The sequence below is a fragment of the Kribbella sp. NPDC000426 genome (assembly GCF_040300265.1).
GTDB lineage: Bacteria > Actinomycetota > Actinomycetes > Propionibacteriales > Kribbellaceae > Kribbella.
On sequence record NZ_JBEPDK010000002.1, the window covers coordinates 1,263,927 to 1,286,097 of the forward strand.

Here is a 22,171-nt window from a genome sequence, read left to right on the forward strand (position 1 = left end):
GTCCAGGAGCCGCCCCTGGCACTGAGAACGCTATCGGGCCCCACCGACAGTTTCCGGCCCCACAAAGAAGAGCTCCGGTAGCAGGGTCGGGGCCGCCCCGCCCAGACCCCGCTACCGGAGATCTACAGAGTAGAACGTTCACCCAAATACTGCGCTACCGGGTCCCCCAATCTGGGCCCGAACTGGCACAGATGCGCCGCAAGTAAACCCTTGAGCTGCCAGTGGACACGTCATCGGTCACCCTCGGGAGGTGTCGGGCCACGGTATGTGGTTAACGTCGTAGGTATGTCGGTTGCGGTGGTCGAACGGGCGCGCTGGCGTGACGTCTTCGCGCACGCCGAGTTCCGGGCGTTGTTCCTGGCCGGGGTGCTGTCCGTGGCCGGTGATCAGCTCGCCCGGGTGGCGTTGTCGGTGCTGGTCTTCGACCGGACCGCGTCGGCCGGGCTGACCGCGGTGACCTATGCGCTGACCTACGTACCGGACCTGTTGTTCGGGCCGCTGCTGGCCGGGTTCGCCGACCGGTACCCACGACGTACGGTGATGATCGTCACCGACGTCGCACGGGCGATTCTCGTTGCAGGTATGGCGATCCAGGCGCTTCCGCTACTCGTGGTGATCCTGCTGCTGGTCGCGCTGCAGGCGTTCGGTTCGCCGTTCAACGCGGCTCGCGGGGCGACGCTGCCCGCCGTACTCCCGGGTGATCACTACGTCCTGGGCAAGGCCGCGAACGACATGGTCGTCCAGTTCAGCCAGGTCCTCGGCTTCGGCTTCGGCGGCGCCGTGGTGGTCGCCGTAGGAACGTCCGGCGGACTGCTTCTCGACGCCGGCACCTTCGTCTTGTCGGCCCTCCTGGTCACTTTCGGAGTCCATCGGCGCCCCGCTCCGACAAGTGGCACAGATGCGCCATCAGCAAGCTATTTGAGCGACCTGGTCTCCGGCGTCGCGCTGGTAGCCCGCACCCCGAAGCTGCGCACTCTCGTGCTGCTGGCCACCATCGCCGGCTTCTACGTGACCGTAGAGGGCCTGGCGGTGCCCTATGCCCACGAGATCGGCTATGGCACCACGACCGCGGGAGTCTTGCTCGCCGCGAGTCCGGCCGGCTGTGTGCTCGGGATGTGGCTGATCACGCTCTGGTCGCCAGAGCGGCGGATGAAGCTCCTCGGACCACTCGCGGTCGCAGCGTGTGTTCCGCTGGCCTTCTGCGCGCTCCAGCCGGGCCCCGCGGTGACGTTCTGTCTCTGGGCGCTGTCCGGCGCCGCATCGGCGTACCACCTGCCGACCAGCGCGGCGTTCGTCCAGGCCGTGCCCGATCACCAGCGCGGCAAGGCCTTCGGCGTCGCGGGTACCGCGCTGAAGGGCAGCCAGGGCCTCGGAATTCTGCTGGTGGGGGTGCTGGCCGGACCATTCGGGGCATCCGGCGCGCTCGCCGTGATGGGCGTCACAGGGGCATTGCTGGCGGCCGCGGCGGGCGGCGCCTGGGCGCGCGCCCGCCGAATCGACGACCATTCCTCAGAATCACAGCCCGGATAATTCCGGACCGTCCGGTTTATCTCGTGAGTGAGTTCTCCGGAATGTAAAACCAAGGTAAAGATTTACCTTTCGTCACCAATCGTTACCGCCATTGGCGGTGCGCGGCGCGAACCAGTCGTTACCACCGCGGAGCCAGTCGTTACCGCCGCCGGTGAACCAGTCGTTCCCGCCGGTGAACCAGTCGTTCCCCCCGTGCAGCCAGTCGTTGCCACCGGTGAACCAGTCGTTGCCGGTGCCGTTACCGCGCGTCGTCTTCTGCATGATTCTCGACCCTTCTGAAGTGACCAAGGAGTGGAATGACCCGGACACGGGCGTGACGTGACGTGAACAGGTCGTTACGATGAACGCATAACCGCTCAGATCGACCGTGTGTGAGGCTCATATGATTCTGATCGGTCGGAGCAGTTGGGGGCCACCCCGGCAATGGAAGCTCTGGTCGTTGCCGAGGACCGCTTTGGCTTATGTGCTCGCGATTGATGTGATTGCGGTCACGATTACCACACTGGCGGTTCGCAGCACGTTGGTCGGGCCGAACTCCGGCATCCGGCACTCGGAGTGGGTCGCCTTCGTCGTCCTAGCTGTCGCGTCGACCCTGCACCTGGAGTGTGCCCGCGGAATCGAGCGCCGACGCGAAACCGCGGCCAATACTTCACCGCACACCAATCTCAAGTGCCTCTGGATCTTCGCGGCCCTGCTGCTGCTCCCACTGTCGCTGGTGATCCCGCTGGTGGTGCTGGCCTACCTCTACTCCTGGTTCCGGGTGTACGGGCGGACCGTTGCGCACCGCAAGGTCTTCTCGACGGCGACGTACATCCTCGCCAGCGCCGCAGCAGCCGCCGTACTGCGCGCCGGTGGCCTGCTGACCGAGCCGCGGGTGCCGACCGGCCTCTGGTCGCTGCTGGTCGTCATGGCCGCGGCCGGGACGTGGTGGCTGGTGAACTACGCGCTGGTGATCGGCGCCATCCTGCTCGCCTCTCCGGAGGCCACCGCACGGGAGGCGCTCGGTGAGCTGTCAGATCAGCTGGTCGTGTGCGCCGGGCTGGGGCTCGGTATAGCGATCGCTGCGGTCCAGTCGTCGTACCCATGGGTCGTCCCTGTGCTCATGGTGACGGTGATGGCGCTGCACCGGGATCTGCTGCTTCCGCAGTACCAGCGGGCCGCTGGGACCGACTCCAAGACCGGTCTGGCGACCTCGTCGTACTGGGCGAGCGCAGTGCCTGCAGAGCTGGCCCGTGCGGACACTCTGCGCAGCACGGTCGGTCTGCTGATGCTGGACCTCGACAGGTTCAAGGAGATCAACGACACCTACGGCCACCCGGCCGGTGACGAGGCGCTGCGTGCGGTCGGCGAGGCGATCCGCGCCGAGGTCCGGCATGGCGATCTGGTCGCACGGGTCGGCGGAGACGAGCTGGCGGTGCTGCTGCCCGGCGCGTCCGAGACCGAGGTGATGGAGATCGCGGAGCGGATCAGAGAGCGCCTGGTGACCCTGACGGTGTCGGTCGGCGCGACGAACGGCGGCACTGCGGCGATCACCGGCGTACCGGCGTCGTTCGGTGCGGCGATCTACCCGCATGTCGCGAACACCATGGACCAGCTCATCCTGGCCGCCGACGACGCACTGCTGACGGCCAAGCGGGCCGGGCGCAACCAGATCGTCACCGCCCACCCGAACCCGCCGGCCGTCACCGACCACCTCGACGAGAAGTCGGAGCGCACTGACTCCGACCGTCACCTCAGCGACTGACTCTGATCAACGCCTTGCCGCGGAGGGTGCGGTTCTCCAGGGCCTGGTGGGCCGCGGCCAGGTGCTCCAGGCCGTAGACCTGATCGATGACCGGAACGAGGTCGCCGGCGGCCGCGCGGGTGATGACGTCGGCGCCGGTGACTGCGGTGGTGGTCGAGTCGGCGCGGAGGTCCATGATGCCCTTCAAAGTGACGCTACGGCGGGCGGCCTCGGCGGGATCGATCGCGGCGAAGTTGCCGCTGGGAGCGCCGTGTGCGGAGAACCAGCCGCCGTCCTTGACCACGCCGAAGGCGGCCGTGCCCAGTTCGCCACCGGCGCCTTCGAAGACGATGTCCGCGCCGCGGTTGTTGGTTGCCTCAAGCACCAACTTCTGCCAGGACGGTTTGCTGTAGTCGATCAGTACGTCGGCGCCCTGGGCTTGGCTCAGCCGGAGCTTCTCCTCGCCGCGGGCGGCCGCGATCACGTGTGCGCCGGCCTTGTGGGCAAGCTGGATCAGGAGCAGGCCCATCCCACCGGCCGAGGCCGTGACCAGCACGTCCCGGCCGGTCATCGACGGCGCGAGCTCCTCGAGCATGAGCGCGGTGAACCCGTCGCCGTACACCGCGACGGCCGTCTGCAGGTCGAGCTCGGGTGGTACCTCGACCAGGTCGGTCGTGGTCAGGGCGAGCTCGGCATGCGCACCGAAGCCGATCGCCCGGCCGACGACAGTCCTGCCGATCCAGTCAGCCGGTACGTCGGGGCCGACCGCGCGGACCCGTCCGCCGAGGGCGCCTCCCGGGACGTACGGCGGCTCGACGTCGAAGAACTTGCCGTAGCCGCCACGGCGGATCGCGGTCTCGACGAAGATGACGTCCGAGAACTCCACCTCGACGAGCACCTGGCCGGCTCCGGGCTCGGGGTCCGGCAGGTCGCGGGTCTCGATCACCTCGGGGCCGCCGAACTTGGTCACTACTGCTGCACGCATATCTGCACTCTCTCCGGTTGTCTTCGGAGTTCCGAGACTGCAACCTCAACGTTGGTTCAGGTCAAGCGCCAGAGTTGTCGGTGGTCCGGCGTACTGTGCAGGGCATGCTCGATGCCGTCTTCGTTCCGGCCGACCCGCCCCGCGCGGGCCGGCTGGCGCTGTACGGCGATCTGGCCGCGGGCGGCGTCGAGGCCAACGGTTCGGTCGAGCTCGTCCTGCCCCGCGGCACGACCGTCCGCCGGACGACGGTCGCCGCGCGTCTGCTGCCCATGCCCGAGTTGCTCGCCCGCCTGACCGCGCCGGACGTCGACCCGATCGGAACCAGCCGGCCGGACAGGGCGGACGGCCCTGACGCGGCGGACGCCCACGGGTCACAGAGCTGGACGGCTTGGCGGGCGGCCGGGCTGGCCGGGTTGGTGCTGATCGGGCGCGGGCGCCTGGTGCCGGATCAGACCCCGGGCGGTTACGGCGCTTGGCGCGTGGCTCCGCTCGACCCGATCGACCGCGCCTGGCTGAGGAACCTGAGCGCCGCCATGCCGGCGCACGGTCACGCCCTGCCGATCGAAGGCACCCGCCCGGTCCGGCTGATCGACCCCGAGCAACTCGTCCGCGCGTTCTGGGACGCGCTCGCCGACACCATCGTCCGGACGCCGGCAGCCGCCGTCGCGACGCGTCCCGGCGCGGCGCCGTTCGCTGCCACCGATCCGGCCACGCTGATCGGACCGTCCAGCTGGCTCGACGAGACTGCGCTCGCCGAAGAGGCAGGCGCTCGCCTTGTGCTCCGGGTCGAGCCGCCCGAGCTGGCTGAGGAATCGTTCCGCGGCGTCCTGCAGCTGCGCAGCGGGCTCGATCCGAGCTTGCTGGTCGATGTCGCCGACATGTGGAACGCGCCGGCCGCCGTACTGACGGCGCTCGGCGAGCGGGCCGAGACCGACCTCCTCCTCGCCCTCCGCCGCGGCGCGCGGGTCTGGCCGCCGCTGGGCGCCGCGCTGCGCGACGCAGCGCCGGAAGAGGTCGGCATCGACGACGTGGCGCTGGAGGAGCTCGCCGAAGGAAGCACAGCGTTGGAAGGCGCAGGCATCGAAGTCCTCTGGCCGACCGATCTGTTCGCCGGCGAGCTGGCCGTCCGCGGCTCCGTCGCCACTCCGACTCCCGGCGCGATCACCGGCCCCGACTTCAACCTGAACGATCTGGTCGCGTTCCGCTGGCGACCGACGCTCGACGGGCAGGACCTGACCGAAGCCGAGGTCGGCGCGCTCGCCGAAGCGAAACGGCCGATGATCCGCATGCGCGGTCGCTGGATCCGCGTCGACCAGGACGTCGTACGGCGACTCCGCAACGGCTCGACGCGCAAGCTCACGGGTGCCGAGGCGCTCGGTGCGGCGCTGACAGGGACCATCGATGTCGACGGGGAGCTCGTTCCTTTCGACGCGAGCGGTTCGCTGGCAGCAATGCTCGCCAGGCTGCGTACGGCCGAGGAGCCCGCTCCGTTCAGCGATCCGGTCGGCCTGCGCGCGACCCTCCGCGATTACCAGCGTCGCGGCGTCGCGTGGATGGCGCAGCTCGCCAACCTCGGCCTTGGCGGCTGCCTCGCCGACGACATGGGCCTGGGCAAGACGATCCAGGTGATCGCGCTGCACCTCCAGATGGAGCGGCGCGGCCCGACGCTGGTCGTCTGCCCGTCGACCCTGCTCGGCACGTGGGAGCGCGAGTTCGAGCGGTTCGCCCCCGACGTGCCGACGCGGCGCTACCACGGTTCGGGCCGGACCCTCAGCGACATCGGGCCGGACGAGGTGGTGCTCACGACGTACGGCGTGGTGCGTCAGGACCACCGTGTCCTCGGCGAGGTGGCCTGGGGCCTGGTCGTCGCGGACGAGGCCCAGCACGCGAAGAACCCGTTGTCCCGCACGGCTCGCGCCTTGCGAACGTTGCCCTCAGCGACCAGGATCGCGCTGACCGGGACGCCGGTGGAGAACCGGCTCTCCGAGCTCTGGTCGATCCTCGACTGGTCGGCGCCGGGGCTGCTCGGGACGCTCGACCGGTTCCGCCACGACGTCGCCGTACCCGTGGAGCGGTTCCACGACGAGGAAGCGACCGCCCGGCTCGCCCGGGTGACGCGGCCGTTCCTGCTGCGGCGGCGCAAGAGCGATCCGGGCATTGCGCCGGAGCTTCCGCAGAAGTCGGAGCGCGACGTCGTCGTACCGCTGACGGTCGAGCAGGCCACGCTCTACCAGGCGGTGGCGAAGGAGACGCTCGCCAAGATCGAGGAGGCGGAGGGCATCGCGCGGCGCGGGCTCGTGCTCAGTCTGCTCACGCAGTTGAAGCAGGTGTGCAACCACCCGGCGCAGTTCCTGCACGAGCCCGGTCCGTTGGAGCGACGCTCGGGCAAGCTCGCCGCGCTGGACGAGCTGCTCGACGTGATCCTGGCCGAGGGCGAGTCCGTGCTGATCTTCAGTCAGTACGTCGAGATGTGCCGGCTGATCGAAGCGCACCTGGCCGCGCGGCAGATCAAGTCGTTGTTCTTGCATGGCGGGATCGGGGTGCGGAAACGCGAGCAGCTGGTCGCGGACTTCCAATCCGGCGCGGCGCAGGTGTTCCTGCTGTCGTTGAAGGCCGGCGGGGTCGGCCTGACCCTCACGAAGGCCACGCATGTCGTGCACTACGACCGCTGGTGGAACCCTGCGGTCGAGGATCAGGCGACCGACCGCGCGTACCGGATCGGCCAGGACCAGCCGGTGCAGGTCCACCGCCTCGTCACCGAGAACACGCTGGAAGATCGCATCTCGACAGTCATCAATGCGAAGCGCGACCTCGCCGATGCGGTGGTCGGCTCGGGTGAGGCGTGGCTGAGCGAGCTCTCGGACGCCGAGCTCACCGAGCTGGTCGAGCTGTCGACGACCCCGGCCAAGTCCGGCTCGGCGAGTGCGTACAACCCTTCTGCCGTTGGGAAATCCGATGGCTGACGAGGATCGGGTGCCGTGGCAGGGCTGGCGGCGGAAGGGTGACGATGCCGGGCTGCCTGCGGCGAAGGGGCCGGGGAGTCGGCGTCCGTTCGGAGCGACGTGGTGGGGTCGCGCGTGGTTGGAGGCGTTGGAGCAGCGGGCTCGGCTTGATCCTGGGCGATTGTCGCGTGGCCGGTCGTACGCGCGACGAGGGAGTGTCGTCGAGCTGACGGTGAGCCCGGGCGAGGTTGAGGCGGTGGTGCAGGGCAGCCGCGTCACGCCGTACCAGGTGACGGTGCGGATCCGCGCGTTCTCGAGCGCCGAGTGGGACTCGGTGCTGGAGGTGGTGTCGGCGCAGATTGGGCGGGTCGCCGCGCTGCTGGATGGTGAGCTGCCGCCCGAGGTGATCGACGACGTACGTGATGCGGGGCTCGAGCTCCTGCCCGGTGCCGGCGAGGTCCTCACGCACTGCACGTGCCCCGACTTCGCCGTTCCCTGCAAGCATTCCGCGGCCGTCTGCTACCTGATCGCGGATGCCCTGGACGACGACCCGTTCGCGCTGCTTCTGCTGCGCGGTCGGCGCAAGGACGAGCTGCTCGCAGCCCTTCGTACGCGCCGCGGCTCGCCGGCGACCCCGGTCGTCGCGCCCCGCACTCCCCCGCCGGCCGGCATCCCCGCGATAGCCGCCTTCGCGACCCCGTCGAGTGTTCCCGTGCCCGCGCCTCCCAGGCCGCTCGCTGCGCCCGGGTTGCCGGCCGCGGTGCGGGTGCTGGACCCGCCTCGCTCGTCCGGCGTCGACGTACGAGACCTCGTCGCCCTGGCAACCGACGCCGCCCAACGCGCCTGGGAGCTCGCGTCCGGCGACGGAGACGGCGGCCTCAACCTCACCTTCGAGCAAGACCTCGCCCGCAGAGCAGCCAAAGCCCTCGGTACGCCGGAACTCGCCGACCTCGCCCACCGCGCCGGCATCTCCTCCCGCCGCCTCACCAGCTGGGCCGTCGCCTGGCGAGAAGCCGGCCCCGGCGGCCTCACCGTCACCCTCGACGACCCGATCACCGTCTCCCCCGACGCCCTGGCAGAAGCCCTCGATGCCCTCCCCAACGCCACCCTCGAAGCCAACCGAGTCACCGCAGGCAAACTCCAACTCCGCCTAGGCCCCGACAACCTCTGGTACCGCTTCACCCAACACTTCAACGACTGGACCCTCACCGGTCCCCCCTCACCGGACCCCAAGGATCTCCTCTAAGCTCCGATCGACGTACGACCTGGGGAGGGTGCACGACCATGCGTCGATTCACGGCCGCGGTAGCTGTTCTACTGCTCAGCCTGACCGCCTGCGACAGCCACACCACACAGGAGGTCGCGCCTACACCGGCACCGACCGGAAACCTGTGCGAGCGACTGGCCCCGCATCTCAGTGGGAGTTGGAAGGCCGCGGAAGCAGGATCCCGCCTCAATACGCCGCTCGCTGACAGTTGCTCGTTGGTGAACACAACACAGCAGGTCCACCAGGTGCTGGTGTCTTTGTCCGCCGTCCCTGTCACCGACGCGCAGTTCGCCCTGTCACGCAAGAGCGATGGCGAAGTGATCAGTGGCCTGCAGTACGCCGCCAAGGTCATCGACGGCGGAGTCGGACCGGGCTCGTGGGCGGTGAATCCCGCGGCCGCCGCGCCCTGGCTGGTGTTCCGCGCGGACAACCGTCAGATCAAGCTGCTCTTCCAGAACGACGGCTCGGGCACACTGGCCGAGCTCCGCTCCATGGCCCGAACGATCCTCGCGCTCCCCGGCGGGCTTCCCACCGCGCCGGCCATCATCGCGCAGCCGGCCTGCGCACGCGGTACTGCGGCCGCGGAACGCCTGCTCGGTGAGAAGGCCGTGCTGCGACGGGACACGCTGACGGATGGCTACGTGTGGTGCCAGTGGGGTTCCCAGACACTCACGGTCGCGGTCCGATCCGGCGGCCTGGGCTCCGATCCCTCGATGGATTTCGGCGACATGAAGGACGCTTTCTATGCGCATCGCGTGAAGGTCGCCGCCGAAGGGTGGCAGGCATCAAATGGTCCGCTGACGTTCCGCACCGCCAAGAACGCGTACGTCGAACTGGTGACGACGCCTGACGTCCCCGTTCGCCCAGCTGCGCTCGTCGCCCTCGCCCAGGCGATCGCCCCGGCGTACGCCTGACTCAGCGTGCGGCGACGAAGGCTTCGGTTAAGCGGGTTATGAGGGCGTACGGGATGGGTTTCTTGAGGGGGAACTTCAGGGTGCCTTTGCCGGAGCGGTAGGGGGCGAGGGCGGTTGAGAGGTCGGCGTCGACGGGTGGGATCGGGTAGACGGCGATGTGGGACTTCCAGCCGCTGAAGTACATCAGGGGCTTTCCGTCGAGGGTGATCGTCGGCATCTGGTAGCTGATCTTCTCGCCGGCACCGGGGACGACGGCGTGGATGGTACGGCGTACCTGCTCCAGGACCTCGCGTACGTCGGGTGGGAACGACGCGAGGTAGTCGTCGACGCTGGAGAACTCGTCCGCCATCTGACCAGCTTGCCCTAAAGCGGCGCCTCAGGTGGTCCGGCGGAGTGAGGTCTGTTCCTCCAGCGCGTCGACGAGGTGCTCGGCGATCTTCGCGTGACCGGCGACGGTGGGATGGACCTGGTCGGTGCAGTCGTCCTCGGTGATCCAGCCGGTCGAGTCGATGAAGACGAGCTTGGGGTCGTCGAGGGATTTCACCGCGGCCTGGATCGTGTCGGCGTGCTTGCCGCTGAACGGCGTCAGCGACACGATCGTCGTCTCCGGGTACGCCGCCCGCACCCGCCGTACATAGTCCGCGTACTCCTCGACGTCCAGCGTCGGATCGTTGACGCCGAGGTTGATCACGACCACGTCGGACGGCTCGACGCGCTCGGCCGGCGAGCCGGCGAAGTTCCAGCCGAACGAGTCCACGCCCGCCGGCACCTCGCCGTTCCCCGGCTTGCTGATCCCCTGGCTGCCGAACCCGACCTGGTACGCCGTCGCACCGAACGCCCGCGCGGTCAGATACGCGTACGACGTGGTCCCGTCCGCGCCCTCAGACTCCGGGTGCACGCTCAGCGACCGGACGCCCTGCGTGATCGAGTCGCCGTAGAACTCGATCCGCGGACCGCCGGGCCGACCGCTCAACCGCAGCCGGGCGTTCACGTCGAGCACGAGACCGGCGAACACGACAGCGCACTCGAACGGCGGGTTCCACCGGTTCGCATGCTCGTTCACGTCCTTGACCACGACCTCGACCCGGTGCCGGCCGTCCGGCGCGGACAGCTCGACGACCGGCCCCTCGATCACGTGCAACTCCGGCTGACCGTCGTCGACCGTGACCCACAGATGCGGCGCGACCGTGAGCCCGTCCGTGTCGAACAGCAGCTGCAGCCGCTCACCGGCGTACGAGAACGAGATCCGGGAACCGGAGTTCACGGTGATCGCCACACCGGGCTGGTGTCCCCACTGCCCTTCCAGGACGATGCGCGGATCGGACGGGGCGACGACCTCGCCAGGCTCGAACGGCACAGCACACTCCTCGGTCTCGGTTGCTGTGCCATTCTGCCTGGCGAGCTCACCAGCCTGCCTTCCGAGCCCGCGCCTCGAACAGCAGGATGCCCGCCGACAGCGCGACGTTCAGCGAGTCGGCCTGCCCGAGCATCGGGATCGACACCGCATCGAACCCCTCGTCATGCCACTCCCGGGACAGCCCCGAGCCCTCCGAGCCGACGACGAACGCCGTCGGCCCGTCGTACTGCGGAACGCGATAGGTCCCCGTCGCTGCGGGATCCGCGAGGTGGACGCGGAAGCGATGGCTCCGCAACCACGCCGCGGCGGACGGGATGTCGTCGAACTCCAGGATCGGCGTCGAGAGGACCGTGCCGCGGCTCGCGGAGTACACGGACGGATGCGTCGGCCGGGCTCGCCTGCTGGTCAGCACGAGGCAGTCGGCGTTGGCGGCGTCCGCCGTACGGATCAGGGTGCCGAGGTTGCCAGCGTACTCGACGCCGTCAGCGACCAGCACCAGCGACTCGTTGGTGAACTCGAACGCGTGCGGCCGCCATTCCGGCAGCCGCGCGATCGAGATCAGGCCGTCGGACCGGGTCTTGCGGGAGAGGCGGGCGAGCAGTTTCTCCGAGATGCGGTACACCTCGGTTGCTCGCTCCGCGATCCGGTGGACCTCGGTGGTGGCGGCCTCGGGACACCAGAAGAAGGCCTCGATGGGGGCCGAGGTGGTCAGCAGCCGGTCGTGCTCCCAGCTGCCTTCGACCATGATCCGGCCGGGTGAACCGTCCTTCCGCAGGGTCAGCAGGTCACGGACACGGGGATGTTGCGCGCCGATGGAACGCGCCGAGTGGGCGAATGGGTGCACAGTCATGTGCAAGCTCCGAATGGAGAGAATCAGCAAGCGCGCCGGGGACCCTGCGACAGGGTCCGCACCGGCGGGGCGACGCCCGTGGGGCGCCGTGGTACTGACGCGGCCTATCGACCGCGTCAGCCAAGGATTCTCATCACATCTCGGATGGTAGGCAGCCCGGCCGCGGGCGTCATCCGGTTTTCCACAGCACCCGGTTGTCCACAGGCCGGCGCGAGGCGAGTTTTGGTCTGTCGGTGGCTGTGGTTAGAGTCCTTTTCTCTGGTAGCGCAGGCAGCTATCACACGGGAGGGAGTGCGGGATGGACGCGACATTGCTCGACGCCGAGGCCGAAGCGGCCGTGCTGCGCGTCTACCGTCAGGTCTTCGCCGTGCTCGCCCGCGAGGCCGGCGCGATGATCGTCGACCCGGACCTGCTCGACGTCGACCAGGCCATCCTGGACGCTTTCGCCGAGGCCGGCAGCGACGGTCTGACGGTCGAGCAGGCCACGCTCGCCTGCCGGGCGTATCCGCACGACATGATCGTCCGCCGCTTCGAAGTGCTCCGACAGTACGGCGCGATCACCAAACTCGTCGACCGTCCGAACGAGCTGCGTCACCGCGCCGCCTTCGCGCCGTACGTGATGCTGATGTTCTTGCGCCGGATGTCGGTCCAGGGCGGTCAGGCCGAGCTGCACCAGCTGCTCACCCTCGAGGCACATAGCGTCAGCGACCCGCAGGCCACCGCGGACGAGGGCAAGGCGTCGATCGGCCGGATGACCAAGGTCTTCCGCCTCCTGGGGAACGAGCTGGCCATCCTGGTCTCGACCAGCACCACGGCGCAGCTCCGCGAGAACGCCCAGCTCGCCTGGGGCAACGAGCGCCTGATCGAGCAGGCCGAGAAGGTCCACCGGATCGTGCTCGAGCGCTGGCCCGAGCTGCACCGCGACTGCACTTCACTCCGCATGGCTCTGGCGGCGTACGCCGACGCCGTCCAGCTCGCCGCCGGCCGCCTCGTCGAGCGAGCTGGTACGACGCGGGCGCTCGGGCTGCTGCCGATCGAGACCTGGCTGACGTTCACCCGCAGCAGCGAGCCCGATGCGCTGGCCGCAGTGCTGGATGGCCTCCTCTTCGACGCTGCCGCACCGGACTTCTCACCGCAGACGATGGTCGAGGCTGTCGAGACAGGACGCCGGTCCGGCAGCGCCCGGATGGCGCCGCCACGCCCGACCGCAGATGCCGACGCGCCCGAGTCCGCGGCCGCGACGGACCGTGAGGACCTGCGGGCGGAGGCCGAGCGGGTGCTGGCCGGCCGATCCGAGGTGGACATCGTGGAGGTTATCGACGACGCCGGCGACTGGATCACGGCGCGACGCGTGCTCGCCGAGCTGACTGCGGCGCACTTGCACGACGAGCTCGACTACGAGCTGGTCTGGTCCGATGGCATGCGGATCGATCCGGCCGCCGGCACTCCGTGGGCGACCGAAGGCATCTTCCGCCGGGTGGCGCGATGAGCACCGAGGCCGTTGAGCGGCGGCTCTACAACGCGCTGTGGTGGGCGAAGGTGCAATCCGCCGGCCCGCTCGAGGTCGACCCTGACACGCCTGCCGTCGCGGGTCTCACCCGTGCGGCTTCACCAGATGGATCGACAGTCTGGCTCGTGCCGACGCTCCCTTCGGGCGCAGGTCACGGCGTCCTAGAGGAGCTCGGCGCTCCCCCAGTCGCTGTCGAGCAGCCGAACGAGACCGCCCGCCTGCTCGCGATCTGCGTGACCTGCTGCTGGACGGACCGCAGCGCACCGGCCTGGCCAGGTGTGACCGGCACGCTCGCCCAGATCAGATCCGTGTACGCCGGGATGCGCGGCCGCGCCGAGCAGTCGAGCGACCTCACGCTGATCATCGGCAGCCTGCGCCGCCTGCACGCGACCCACTGGATCCGCTGGGACGAGAAGACCGCCGAGGTCCGGCTCGGTCCGCGTGTCATCACCTGGACCGCGACCGACCTCTCGACCCTCCGCGACCTGTGCCGCCACCTGCCCGAGCCGCCGCCTGCAGAGCTGACCACCCGGCCTGGGCCGGAGAGCGACGAGCGCCAGGAGGTGCTGGATGACTGAGCACCATGCGCTGTTCGACTCGTTGCTACAGGACCTCAGCGACCGCGCACGCGACGAGGTGCTCGCCGCCTTCAGCGCAGTGCAGTACGCCGCGCATCCGGTCGCCGAGGTACAACTGGCCGGCCTCCGCGACGTGACGCTGCGCCGCCAAGTGCAGCGGATGCTCAAGCTCATCGGCCGAACGCTCGTCCACGTCGACGGCACGCATTGGACCGCCGGGTACGACGACGACATCGCAGCGAGCCTGGTCGCGCAGAGCTGGCAGCCGTTGTCGGTTATCGACCGCGCAGTGCTCGTGCTGGTGCTGGTCCATTCCGTCGCGATCCCCCGCAGCGAAGGCATTCTGACCGGTGACAGCTGGAAGTCTGCGCGTCCCACGACCGTCGACGAGTTGCGGACGACGCGGATCAGCGGGGAGGAGCGACGCCTGTCCCTGCAGCGATTGCGCGCCGCCGGGTTGATCCAGCTCTCCGGCGATCACTCCGGCGGACCGTCGTACATCCCCGGTCCGCAACTGCAGCGTCTGACACCGGCAGCACGCCGACGTTTGCAAGACCAACTGATCCTCGCCGCCGCCCCGGCCAGCCCGATCGCCGAAGCCATCCGCGCCCGCAACGGCATCCCAGCAGCAGATCCCGTCGTCGTAGGAGATGAGACATGAGCGCCGCTGTCGAGGACGGGCCATTCGACATCCTTGGGTCCAAGGTGCTGCTCGGGGTGCAGGTCGTCGACCTGTCGCGCCTGTCGACGCACCCGATCCCGATGATCGGCCGGGGCCTGATCACGGTCGCCGGCCAGGGTCCGACCGACTCCAACGGCGCCGGCAAGTCGTCGTGGATCGCCGCGCTCAGCCTCCTGCACGCCGACGACCAGTGGCGCCTCACCAGCGGTGCTCCGGGCGCGGCCGAGTTGTTGTTCACGGCAGAAGCAGCCGGCCAGGAAGGCAACTGGTCGAACGTCGACCGCGGCTACATCGTCGGCGTCTTCTCCGATCCCGGCCTGACCGACCTCGACGAGGTCGAGGCGGCGGCAATCACCGTCTGGATCCGCATCAACCGCAAGGCGTCGTACATCGACCTCCGCTGGAAGCAAGGCCTGCACATCCCCTACGGCGCCACCGAGGCCGAGCGTGCCGCCGGTGCGGACGCGCTCTGGGCCGCGCTGCCGCATTCCAACGGCCGCACCGACTTCCACGCCAACAAGCTGTCCCAGGTCCTGTACGGCGGCCAGGTCCGCTGTGTCTCGTTCTTGTCGACATCCGTGCGCTCGAGCCCGACTGCCAACCTGCTCGCGGAGCCGCTCAACGAGCTCGGCCCGGCCCGGATCTTCAACGCGATCGCGACCCTCACCGGTCTCGACCACGAGCTCGAGCAGGAGCAGGCGCACCGCTCCGCCGAGCACACCCAGCGCGAGGCCACCAAGCAGGCCACCGCCGACCTGCAGCGGTGGGAGCAGGAGATGGCGACCGTCGAGGCCGGCATCCTGCAGCGCGCCGCGGCGAGAGAAGCGCTCGCGGCGGCCAAGGAATCGTGGCAGGCGCGCAATGCCCGGCACCTGATCGACGGTGACGCTCGCAACCGCGAGATCCTTCAAGAACTCGGCGTCCTCGACGAACGAGTTGCTGAGCAGGAAGCCCGAAAGGAATCTGTCGACACGGAGATAGATGCCTTCGGCAACGAAGAGGGCATGCTCCGGGATGTCCAGCTGACCCGTCAGGAGCGCGACAAGCTCGACGCCCGCGACCGGGAGCTCGATCTGGCCCAGCGTTCGGTACGCGAGCAGCTGGAGCGGCTCGGCCAGGAGCATCGGCGCCTTCTCGAAGCGGGTCGTTCGGCGGACGGCCGCGATCTGGCCGCGGCCGGCGAGGAGCAGGCCGAGGCGCGCGAGGTGCTGGAGGAGCACATCGGCCGCGACCACGCCGCACGGGTGGCCGTCGAGCACACCGAGGCCGAGCTTCGTGAAGCCGAGAGCGGCCAGACCGTGTCCGCGACCCAGCAGCAGGTGCTGGAGACCGCCGGGATCGAGTGCGGCGCGCTGACCGACATCACCGAGCTGCCGGAGTCCGACCGGGCCGAGTGGGAGCCGCGGCTCGCGCCGTACCGCGAGGCCGTGGTCATCGACGCGGGTGACGCGACCGTCGCGACGACCGCGCTGGCCGACGCCGGGTGGCCAGGATTCCTGCTGGTGCTGGCGAATCGCCCGGGCGCGCCGAAGCTGCGTCGTGGGCCGAAGTCGGCTGACGAGCGGTTCGCGCTGGACGGATTCTTCGCAGCCCTGGGTGAGCGCGCGACCAAGGAGAACATCGACGAGTCCGCCGGTGTCGTCTCGGTCGGGCAGTTCGACGAGCCGATCACCGGCCGGACCGCCCGGATCCAGGCCGCCGGGCGACGCGTGGAGGCAGCCAAGGCAGCGCGCGCGGTCGCATCCGCCGCTTTGGAGCAGGCACGATCCCGGGTCGAGCAGGCAGAGCGCCGGACCGCGGCCGCCCAGTCGCTGGCCGACGCGGACGCGGTCCAGGAGCAGATCCTGCAGCTCCGCGAGACCATCGACCGGCACGAGACCGATAGGGACTCGCTCGCCCCGCAACTCCAGGCAGCAAAGGAATCCGCGGAGGCAGCGGCCGGCCAGCAGCTGGTACGCGACGAGCGCCTGAAGAACCTGGAGTCGACCCGCCGCGACCACGACCGCATCCTCGACGACCTGACCGGCCGCCGGCTCGCGCTGCTGGAAGAGCAGGCCGCGCTCGACCTGACCACACGGACCACGGCCTGGGGCGGTACGCCCGCGGAGGCCGAGGAGTTCATCCTCGGTCTGCCCGACGACGCCCAACGCCGTACGACGGCCGACTGGAACCACCAGGCCTGCACGCAACTCGACGACGTCATCCGCCGCTGCTTCCCGAACGCCCGCTCGCGCGAGGAGATCCCGACCGAGCTCTGGGAGATCCTGAACGGCCCGGACGGCTGGACGAGCGGCACTCTCGGCGACCGCGTCGGCCTGGTGCCGGCGCTGCACCGGACGCTGAGCAGCCACCTCGCGCAGCACGAGACGTTCGACAGCTTGCAGCAACAGCAGATCGCCAGCCAGCGCGCCGAGCGGAACGCCGCCCTCGAGCGCGCCCGCGAAGGCCTCGACGAAGCGGAGAGCACAGCCCGCGCCCACCGCACCTCGCTTGCCGACGGCATCAAAGCGCGACTTCGCCTGGTATCGCAGGAGTTCGACCGCCTCGACCAGCAGTACGGCGGGTACGGCGCGAAGCTCGAGTTCCCCGAGCCCGACCCGCCCGCCGAGCCCGACAAGCCGTGGCGCTGGACGGTCACGCCGAAGTGGCGCCGGTCCGAGGGCGGTCCGTTCTCCGCGTTCAACGTCAAGGGCAACACCGCGCAGATGGACGAGAAGGCGGTCAAGCTCGTCTGCGCCGCGGCGCTGGCCGGTGGCTCGGATCGGCCACTGCTGCTGATCCTCGACGAGCTCGGCCGCAACCTCGGTTCGCAGCACCGTCGTGAGGCAGTCGCGTTGTTCGAGCAGATCGGACGCGATCGGAACATCACGGTCATCGGCGCGCTGCAGGACGACATGGAGCGGTATGCGCTCGCGTCGTCCCGGCTGTACGTGAAGCTTCGGCGTAGCTCGGACACGATGGCGTACAACCAGGCGCCGGTCGTCAAGGGCAACGAGGACAACGCGGCCCGGGTCGAGCTGCTCCGCGAGTGGATGACGTCGTACCGCGGCTCCACGCCGACGCTGGAGCTGGCCTCACCGACGCTCGCCTAGCTCGGCCCTCTTGACCTCTTGACCTGGCGGGCTGGGTCCTCATACTCAGGTGAGAGCGCTCTCTTCCTACCGCCCCAGGGAGATCCACATGCCTCTCCGCCCCGTACTGGTGCTGGCCACGGTTGTCGGCCTTGCCTTGGCTGTGACCACGGTCCCGGCTCAGGCGCGCATGCAGGCCGACCAAGTCTGCTCGGTCGCGTGCGACACGCTCGATCCGTCGAAGGCGCAGGAGGAGACGTTCCCTGTGCCGGAGAAGGTCATCAACGGGCGTCACGTCGTACTGCATGTCTCTGACAAGGACGCGATGGCGTGGGGCAGCATCGACGGCGGCGCGACCAATGACGCGGTCTGGCTGGACCGCAGTTGGGACGGCGGCACGACCTGGGACGGGCTGCTCGGCAAGGCGTGGATCCCGTCCGGATGGACTGGCACGCGCACGCTGATGTACAACCTAGCTGATCCGGCCGGCCACCGGCGCGGTCTGATCCGCGCATGCGGTGATGCGGCCGGCGTTGACTGCACAGCCTGGGTACACACCTCGGTCTGCGCCGCGGCCTGCGACGGTAGCGACGGACCGTCCGGGGACAACCAGCCCGTGCCGTCGACGACGTTGTCCAACCGCACGATCTCGCTCCACATCGACGACCGCGGCATGGCCTGGGGAGCGATCGCCAACGGCGCCACCGGCGACGAGATCTGGCTCGACCGCTCCTGGAACGAGGGATCCTCCTGGCCCGACGGTTCGTCACTCGGCCGGACCAGCGTCGGCTCCGGCGCAACCTCGACGAGCACCCGGCTCTACGCGACGACCGACCCGCTGTCCAAGCTGTACGGCGGCGCAGTCCGCGCGTGCGGACGAGCCGTCGAAGGCCAGAACGGCAGCTGTACGGCGTGGGCGCGACCCGCCTCCGATCGCACCAGCGCCGCCGCTGAGGCGTTGATGTATTCGTACCAGCCGAACACCGCCTGGTGGCTCTCCAGTTGGTGGAACTCCGCGGTGGCGGTGACCACCCTGATGGATTACCAGCAGCGCACCCGCCGTACCGATCTGCGCTGGATCCTGAGCGAGGTGTTCGAGAAGAACAAGGGTGTCTTCCCGGCGGGGCAGAAGAGCGGTGAGGCACTGGAGGGGAACTTCATCAGCCGCGCGATCGACGACACCGAGTGGTGGGGTATCGCCTGGGTCGAGGCGTACGACCTGACCGGCGACCAGCGGTACCTGGACATGGCGGTCACGATCGCGAGCTACGTGCAGGGCTACTGGGACACGGGGACGTGCGGCGGCGGGGTGTGGTGGGACCGCGAGCGCACGTACAAGAACGCGGTGACCAACGGGCTCTACGTCCGGCTGACCGCGGCGCTGCACAACCGGATCGCCGGCGACAGTGTCTGGTTGCAGCGGGCAACGACGGGATGGAACTGGTTCCGCGCGAGCGGGATGATCAATTCGGCCGGACTGGTGAACGACGGCCTGACGGGATCGTGCACCAACAACGGGCAGACGGTCTGGACGTACAACCAGGGACTGGCGATCGGCGGAGCGCTCGAACTATGGCGAGCGACCGGCGACAGTTCGCTCCTGGCCGAGGCGAGGCAACTGGGCGACGCGGCGATGTCGTCGTCGGTGCTCAGCCCGGGCGGCATCCTCAGCGAGTCGTGTGACGCGGTCGGGAGCTGCGACGACAACCAGAAGCAGTTCAAGGGCGTGTTCATGCGCTACCTGATGGATCTGGCCGACTCCACCGGCGATGCGTCGTACCGGACGTATGCCCAGCGACAGGCCGACTCGATCTGGCAGAACGACCGCGATTCACTGAACAGACTCGGTCAGCGATGGGCCGGCGGCGGCACCAACGTGCGGGACTGGCGTACCCAGGCGAGCGCCTTGGGCGGACTGCTGGCAGCAACCCCCAAGAGCTGAATTCTTTGACAGTTGTCCAGATTTCGCTGGGTGGTTACCAAAATCGGACCCCGGTGCTGACCACTGACCAGTGGGTACAGCAGACTGGTCCGGTGACGCCACCAGAGATCGATATCACCCGCTCACACCGAGTAGGCGGACCTCTGGTCAAGCAGTCGTATCACGGCGTACCGTCACCTGCATCCGCTGCCGCAGTGTCTCCTCCGCAGATCCGGCCGCCTCATGATCGGAGGGCGTGAATGGCTTCCTGGCTGCTCCGCGCCCAGTGGACGCACCGTGACGAGTCCGTCGAGCATCGCGCCCTCCGTGTCGGCCGTACGCTGACCGCCGTCGCCGTTGCGTTCCCGGACGTCCACAACTGGACCCAGGACGAACGCTGGGGGTACCACGTCCTCGAGGCCGACGGCTCCACTCCGCTGCAGGAGATGGTCGAGGCGACGACGAAGGTGCTCGCGAACGGTACAAGTACGACGCGCCTGCACCTGCAGAGCACCGGTGAGCTGCCGTGGCTGTTCGACCTGTCCATGGGCGGGACGATGACCACGATCTCGGACCAGCTCACCCTGCACTGGAGCGACGAGGACGCGTTGAGGCAGTCCGAGCGCTTCGCCCAGGTACTCCGGGCGGTCGTCACGATCTGGGAGCCCAACTGGGCCAGCATCGCCGACACCGAGCTGGCCGCCGCGGCCGGCGTCTTCCGTCGCGGCATCCCGATGATGGGCTGGCTGACGTACGTCCGCGGCATGGTCGCCGGCGCGCCTGGCATCGACATCACGCTGACGCCGTACGAGCGTGGCACGCTGCTCCAGGCTCCGGTCTCCCCCGTCGACCTGACACCGGTCCACATCTGCGCGGCAGCTGCACTCGTGGGGATCGCACCCGAGTAACCATGGATCAACGGCAACGCCACAGCCACAAGTAGATGACCGACCGTATCGGGTCAGAAGTACCAGTAGCTGTACATGTGGTGGCCGTTGGCTGCCGCATGGCGCGCGACGATGGCCAATCCCTGGACGGCGTACTCGCCGTGTGACACCGCTGCCGCTGACAGCGTCTCGGTATCCGCAACCGCCAGCGCATGGGTGAGCGTGTCGGTGACCGTCATCAGGCCGGCCTCCACGACGCCGGCGCCCTCATCGAGGATTTCAGTGATCTGGGCGCAGTGCCTGGGGTCCGCCGCAATCTCCTGGCTGTCCCGGCCAGTGAGGAGCGCTTCCAGCTCGGCCAGTGCCTCGGGCCGGAGTCCATCGTCGTTGTGGACGGGAGGCCTCCCCAGCCAGTCCCCGAGCTCCGCGATCGCGGTCTCGTCGTCTGGCGCCGCGAAGACTATATTCATCTCTCCCACGAGCCCAGCCTATCTTCGGGAGTACACGAATCCGCCCGGTGCGCACTGATTTGATAGGACTCGGGACACCGGTCCACATCTGCGCGGCAGTCGCGCTCGTGGGGATCGCTCTCGAGTAATGGCTAGCTGGTCACCACAAGGTGGTGATCCCAGCGCTGAACCTCCGCAGCCGTCGGCACCTCGAACTTGGCTCCCCATTCCTCAAGCTCCTCCCGGCTGACCCGGAACGTCGCACCCGGCAGATCCGCATTTCGCCGCTCAAGCCGCCCCCACAGAACGTCGAGCGGAAGATCCAATACGACGATCTCCGCGCTCGCGCCCAGGTCCTGCGCCCGGGTCCGGAACAGGTCCCGCTCTTCCTCGGACCAACAGCCGTAGTCGAGGATCACGTCGACCCCGAGCTCCAGCGCCCGCGCCGCGACGCCCCAGAGCATCTCGGACTCCAGCACCCAGCGTCGTCCATCGACCTCACTGGCCTGGAAGAGCGCATCCATCCACTCGTCCGGCGTCAATCGAATCGCCTTGCGCTCCTCCTCGAGCCGCCGAGCCCACGACGTCTTGCCGGCACCCGGCAACCCCACGATCAACACCATCACCGCCACGTGCCGATCCTAAGTGGGCCGGTGTCCGATCCGTTCAAGACGCAGGGTGCGCTCCCGAGGCACGGTCGAACCATGCAAACCAAGCAACCGAGCGATCTGACCAGCCTGATGAACGTCGGCGCCGCGGTAGCCGGCTACCTGAGCCGCGCCGGGATCACACAGGTCGACGACCTGGCCGGCCGCGACCCCTTCGAGATCTACGAAACCATCTGCGAACGAGACGGCATACGCCACGACCCATGCCTGCTAGACACAATCATGTCCGCCACCGACCAAGCCAACGGCAATCCCGCTCGCCCCTGGTGGTCCTACACACCCCACCGCAAGCAACTCCTCGAGCGGGCGAACTGAAGCACCCACCGGGCTCGACGCCGGCATCTACCACGCACTCGCGGCAGGGACCGATCGCAACGGACCAACCCGAGCGCCAGAAACTTGGCTGTATATATGTTAAGGGCCACCCCGGTGCGGGGTGGCCCTTAACAGTGTGAATGTCCGGCGGCGTCCTACTCTCCCACGACCTCCCGGTCGCAGTACCATCGGCGCTGGCGGGCTTAACTTCCAGGTTCGGAATGGAGACTGGGTGTTTCCCCGACGCTATGGCCACCGAAACAATATGAGAACACTATCAACCAACACAGACCACAAACCCCCCTTTGAGGGTTCGGTTGCTGGGGTGACCGTATTCCGGGAACCGTACAGTGAACGCGAACATCGTTACTTGCAGCGCAGTACTTGTCGAAGTCTGTACAACACACCCGTGCCAAGCACGTCCAGTGTTGTGTGTGTGACAAGCCCTCGGCCTATTAGTACCAGTCAGCTCCACACCTTACGGCGCTTCCACTTCTGGCCTATCAACCCAGTGGTCTACTG

The 22,171-nt window shown here is 68.7% G+C and carries 19 protein-coding genes and 2 rRNA genes; 12 read left to right on the forward strand and 9 right to left on the reverse strand.

Annotation, left to right across the window (positions count from 1 at the left end; translation table 11 throughout):
- The first annotated feature begins 285 nt into the window (after positions 1–285).
- Positions 286–1,530 (forward strand): MFS transporter, encoded by a 1,245-nt coding sequence (locus tag ABT313_RS13710; RefSeq protein ID WP_350852018.1) that lies wholly within the window; start codon positions 286–288, stop codon positions 1,528–1,530.
- A 72-nt stretch (positions 1,531–1,602) separates the two neighbouring features.
- On the opposite strand, the gene ABT313_RS13715 is transcribed toward ABT313_RS13710, so the two are convergent.
- A complete protein-coding gene (locus ABT313_RS13715; protein ID WP_350852021.1) occupies positions 1,603–1,791 on the reverse strand; it encodes a DEAD/DEAH box helicase in 189 nt (62 codons plus the stop codon).
- A gap of 178 nt (positions 1,792–1,969) precedes the next feature.
- On the opposite strand from ABT313_RS13715, the gene ABT313_RS13720 reads away from it, so the two are divergent.
- Positions 1,970–3,274 (forward strand): GGDEF domain-containing protein, encoded by a 1,305-nt coding sequence (locus ABT313_RS13720; protein WP_350852024.1) that lies wholly within the window; start codon positions 1,970–1,972, stop codon positions 3,272–3,274.
- Here the strand turns inward: ABT313_RS13720 and ABT313_RS13725 are convergent.
- Positions 3,264–4,238, reverse strand: a complete 975-nt coding sequence (locus ABT313_RS13725) for a zinc-binding dehydrogenase (RefSeq protein ID WP_350852027.1) — start codon at positions 4,236–4,238, stop codon at positions 3,264–3,266. The genes ABT313_RS13720 and ABT313_RS13725 overlap by 11 nt on opposite strands.
- Before the next feature lie 104 nt (positions 4,239–4,342).
- Between ABT313_RS13725 and ABT313_RS13730 the strand changes: the two genes are divergently transcribed.
- Genes ABT313_RS13730 through ABT313_RS13740 form a run of 3 tightly spaced genes read left to right on the forward strand, consistent with a single transcriptional unit; the run spans position 4,343 to position 9,361 of the window.
- Positions 4,343–7,201 (forward strand): SCO1167/SCO6262 family helicase, encoded by a 2,859-nt coding sequence (locus ABT313_RS13730; RefSeq protein WP_350852030.1) that lies wholly within the window; start codon positions 4,343–4,345, stop codon positions 7,199–7,201.
- Positions 7,194–8,426: an SWIM zinc finger family protein gene (locus ABT313_RS13735; protein WP_350852033.1), complete on the forward strand. Its 1,233-nt coding sequence runs from the start codon at positions 7,194–7,196 to the stop codon at positions 8,424–8,426. The genes ABT313_RS13730 and ABT313_RS13735 overlap by 8 nt, the downstream gene beginning before the upstream one ends.
- Before the next feature lie 38 nt (positions 8,427–8,464).
- Positions 8,465–9,361, forward strand: coding sequence for a hypothetical protein (locus ABT313_RS13740; RefSeq protein WP_350852036.1), 897 nt, complete (start codon positions 8,465–8,467; stop codon positions 9,359–9,361).
- Position 9,362: 1 nt separating this feature from the next.
- Here the strand turns inward: ABT313_RS13740 and ABT313_RS13745 are convergent, their stop codons facing one another.
- The 3 genes from ABT313_RS13745 to ABT313_RS13755 are packed head-to-tail and all read right to left on the reverse strand — an operon-like array spanning position 9,363 to position 11,568.
- Positions 9,363–9,710: an iron chaperone gene (locus tag ABT313_RS13745; protein ID WP_350852039.1), complete on the reverse strand. Its 348-nt coding sequence runs from the start codon at positions 9,708–9,710 to the stop codon at positions 9,363–9,365.
- A gap of 27 nt (positions 9,711–9,737) precedes the next feature.
- Complete coding sequence (locus tag ABT313_RS13750) at positions 9,738–10,718, reverse strand: SGNH/GDSL hydrolase family protein (RefSeq protein WP_350852042.1); 981 nt, start codon at positions 10,716–10,718, stop codon at positions 9,738–9,740.
- Positions 10,719–10,764: 46 nt separating this feature from the next.
- Positions 10,765–11,568, reverse strand: a complete 804-nt coding sequence (locus ABT313_RS13755; RefSeq protein WP_350852044.1) for a TrmH family RNA methyltransferase — start codon at positions 11,566–11,568, stop codon at positions 10,765–10,767.
- A 298-nt stretch (positions 11,569–11,866) separates the two neighbouring features.
- Between ABT313_RS13755 and ABT313_RS13760 the strand changes: the two genes are divergently transcribed.
- From ABT313_RS13760 to ABT313_RS13785, 6 genes are all read left to right on the forward strand, one after another.
- Positions 11,867–13,057, forward strand: coding sequence for a hypothetical protein (locus tag ABT313_RS13760; RefSeq protein WP_350852048.1), 1,191 nt, complete (start codon positions 11,867–11,869; stop codon positions 13,055–13,057).
- The gene (locus tag ABT313_RS13765) at positions 13,054–13,656 is read left to right on the forward strand and encodes a hypothetical protein (RefSeq protein WP_350852051.1); all 603 of its coding nucleotides are present in this window, start codon (positions 13,054–13,056) and stop codon (positions 13,654–13,656) included. Before ABT313_RS13760 ends, ABT313_RS13765 begins: the two co-directional genes overlap by 4 nt.
- Complete coding sequence (locus ABT313_RS13770) at positions 13,649–14,317, forward strand: hypothetical protein (protein WP_350852054.1); 669 nt, start codon at positions 13,649–13,651, stop codon at positions 14,315–14,317. The genes ABT313_RS13765 and ABT313_RS13770 overlap by 8 nt, the downstream gene beginning before the upstream one ends.
- Complete coding sequence (locus ABT313_RS13775) at positions 14,314–17,430, forward strand: coiled-coil domain-containing protein (protein WP_350852057.1); 3,117 nt, start codon at positions 14,314–14,316, stop codon at positions 17,428–17,430. Before ABT313_RS13770 ends, ABT313_RS13775 begins: the two co-directional genes overlap by 4 nt.
- An 88-nt stretch (positions 17,431–17,518) precedes the next feature.
- Entirely contained in the window at positions 17,519–19,351 is a 1,833-nt protein-coding gene (locus tag ABT313_RS13780; protein ID WP_350852060.1) for a glycoside hydrolase family 76 protein, read from the forward strand.
- A 239-nt stretch (positions 19,352–19,590) separates the two neighbouring features.
- On the forward strand, positions 19,591–20,238 hold the full coding sequence (locus tag ABT313_RS13785; protein ID WP_350852063.1) for a hypothetical protein: 648 nt from the start codon (positions 19,591–19,593) through the stop codon (positions 20,236–20,238).
- A gap of 53 nt (positions 20,239–20,291) precedes the next feature.
- Here the strand turns inward: ABT313_RS13785 and ABT313_RS13790 are convergent, their stop codons facing one another.
- Positions 20,292–20,696: a hypothetical protein gene (locus tag ABT313_RS13790; protein WP_350852066.1), complete on the reverse strand. Its 405-nt coding sequence runs from the start codon at positions 20,694–20,696 to the stop codon at positions 20,292–20,294.
- A 122-nt stretch (positions 20,697–20,818) separates the two neighbouring features.
- A complete protein-coding gene (locus ABT313_RS13795) occupies positions 20,819–21,289 on the reverse strand; it encodes a P-loop nucleotide/nucleoside kinase family protein (RefSeq protein ID WP_350852140.1) in 471 nt (156 codons plus the stop codon).
- 81 nt (positions 21,290–21,370) lie between these two features.
- Here ABT313_RS13795 and ABT313_RS13800 point away from each other — a divergent pair, with 81 nt between their 5' ends.
- Entirely contained in the window at positions 21,371–21,649 is a 279-nt protein-coding gene (locus ABT313_RS13800; protein WP_350852069.1) for a helix-hairpin-helix domain-containing protein, read from the forward strand.
- Between the two features lie 142 nt (positions 21,650–21,791).
- On the opposite strand, the gene rrf is transcribed toward ABT313_RS13800, so the two are convergent.
- Both rrf and ABT313_RS13810 read right to left on the reverse strand, forming a co-directional pair.
- A 5S ribosomal RNA gene (rrf, locus tag ABT313_RS13805) occupies positions 21,792–21,909 on the reverse strand.
- A gap of 175 nt (positions 21,910–22,084) precedes the next feature.
- A 23S ribosomal RNA gene (locus ABT313_RS13810) occupies positions 22,085–22,171 on the reverse strand; the annotation flags it as partial.